The sequence below is a fragment of the Intrasporangium sp. genome (assembly GCF_036566125.1).
Classification (GTDB): domain Bacteria; phylum Actinomycetota; class Actinomycetes; order Actinomycetales; family Dermatophilaceae; genus Intrasporangium.
The window spans coordinates 1-2,181 of record NZ_DATCWX010000156.1; the positions used below are offsets into that span (position 1 = coordinate 1).

A 2,181-nucleotide genomic window follows, 5' to 3' on the forward strand; every position below is an offset into this window, starting at 1 on the left:
AGGGCGGCGGCCGCGGCGGCCGCCACCCTCGCTCTCGAGCCGGGCGCGTTCATGTCAGGCGCGTGCGGTCGCCCGACGGCGCGTCACCAGGACCATGCCACCGGCAAGCGCGGCCGAACCCGCGATGAGGGCGTATCGCCCGGCGTCGTTGGAGCTGGTGCCCCCACCGGCCGGCACCCCGCTGGGAGCCGAGTGCATGCCGCTCACGGTCTGCACGGCCAGGTCCAGGTTGTCCTTGTCCGCGCTGCCCCAGGCGTACACGATCGTGTTCGTCCCCTCCTTGAGCTGGACGTCCGCCGGACCGATCGCGACCGTGTCGGTACCGGCGAGGACGACGTCGGCCGAGATGGTGCCAGCCGGCAGCTCGGTCTTGACCTCGTTCGGGTTGGTCAGACCCTTGAAGGCGACATCGCCGTTGGCGCGCACGTCAACGGCTGGGGCGGCTGCCGTGTGGCGGACGGTGATGCGGGCCTGACCCGCGTCGATGGGAGACGTGTCGTTGACGAAAGGCGTCAGGACCGGGGTGCCCGAGGCGTCGAGGTGCGCGACCACGGTGATGTTGGCGCCCGCGGGAACCGCGACATCGTTCGCCTCGATGACCGCGTCGCCGTCGGCGCCCGCGCCCGCAGCGGTGACCTTGAGGTCGTAGTCACCGGCGGGCAGCATGACCGGGTCGGTCAGCGTGCCCGGCTTGAAATCGGTGAGCAGCGGGTCGCCGTTGGCGTAAACGTCGACGGTCGCTCCGGGAACGCCGTGCAGGATCGAGACCGTGGCCTTCTCGGCGGCATGGGCCGGCAGTGCGAAGGCGGCCGGGGCGAGCGCCAGGGCGAGCACGGCGGAGGTGCGCAGGATCTTCATGAGCGTGTCCTTCCGGGACGGTGAGCGGCTCGTTTCGTCGAGCGGGGCCGGTCTGGTGACCGTCCTTGCCCCTACTTCCGTCGTGATGCCAACCTTGGATGCACCTTAGACAAAGATTCTTCAGAGTTTTTACATCAGCCGTATGCCGCTGAGCTCCTCCGCGCTCACCGACCCGTCACGATGTGGCCGGGCGCCGCCTGCTTGGCCTGGTCGGTGGCCCCGCCTGGTCCACGGCGGGATGCTGGAGGTGAGGCATCCGGGTGCGGGGTGCAGGAAAGGCGCGGAGGAGGCCGCCAACCATGCTGTTCGCTGATCGGGTCGATGCTGGGGCCCGGCTCGCCGCCCGGCTCGAATCCTTTAGGGGGCGGGACGCCGTCGTCCTCGGCCTGCCCCGTGGAGGCGTTCCGGTCGCTGCCGAGGTGGCCAAGGCGCTCGGCCTGCCCCTCGACGTCATCGTTGTCCGGAAGCTCGGTGTCCCCTTCCAGCCCGAGCTGGCCATGGGTGCCATCGGCGAGGACGGTGCCCGGTTCCTCAACAGGGCGCTCATCGAGCGGGGGAGGATCTCGAGGTCCGACATCGACGCCGTCGCGCGTCGCGAACGGGAGACCCTGGACGCCCGGGTGTCACTCCTGCGGCGGGGGCAGCCGCGGATCGAGCTGCGCGACAAGGTGGCGATCGTCGTCGACGACGGCGTCGCGACGGGTGCCACTGCTCGGGTCGCCTGCCGGGTGGCCCGCCACCTCGGTGCTTCCCGGGTCGTCCTCGCCGTCCCGGTCGTCGCTGCGCAGGCGGTTCGCGAGCTGTCGGCGGGAGGCGAGGCGGACGAGGTTGTCTATGTCTCGGCGCCGAGGTCCTTCCGCGCCGTGGGCGCGCACTACCGGGACTTCGCCCCAACGACCGACGACGAGGTCGGCAGGCTGCTCAAGGCGGCGCGTGAGCGTGCGCCTGCAGCAGCAGCATCGGACGGCGGCGCGGACGAGGACGTCGCCATTCCCGCCGGAACCGTGACGATCGAGGGTCATCTCACCCTGCCCGCCCGAGCGCGGGGAGTCGTCGTCTTCGCGCACGGCAGCGGCAGCAGTCGGCACAGCCCGCGCAACCGCTACGTCGCGGAGGTGCTCCACGGGGCCGGGCTGGGCACGCTGCTCATCGACCTGCTCACCACCGAGGAGGAGGGGGACCGCGCGAACGTCTTCAACATCGAGCTGCTCGCCGGGCGGTTGGCCGCGGCGACCCGCTGGCTGAGCGGTCGGGAGGACACTGGGTCCTGCCGCTATGGCTACTTCGGGGCGAGCACCGGCGCCGGCGCGGCTCTGTGGGCGG

At 71.4% G+C, this 2,181-nt stretch carries 2 protein-coding genes; one reads left to right on the plus strand and one right to left on the minus strand.

Translation table 11 applies throughout. The features are described from left to right. Nucleotides 1-54: 54 nt before the first annotated feature. Nucleotides 55-858 (minus strand): DUF4397 domain-containing protein, encoded by an 804-nt coding sequence (locus VIR15_RS09285; RefSeq protein ID WP_331927192.1) that lies wholly within the window; start codon nt 856-858, stop codon nt 55-57. A 299-nt stretch (nt 859-1,157) separates the two neighbouring features. Here VIR15_RS09285 and VIR15_RS09290 point away from each other — a divergent pair. Continuing rightward, on the plus strand, nt 1,158-2,181 hold a 1,024-nt coding region (locus tag VIR15_RS09290), incomplete at its 3' end, for a phosphoribosyltransferase family protein (protein WP_331927193.1).

Bases quoted from the DNA above. Each gene is read 5' to 3' on its own strand.
- VIR15_RS09285 (WP_331927192.1), bottom strand. From the start codon at position 858: ATGAAGATCCTGCGCACCTCCGCCGTGCTCGCCCTGGCGCTCGCCCCG.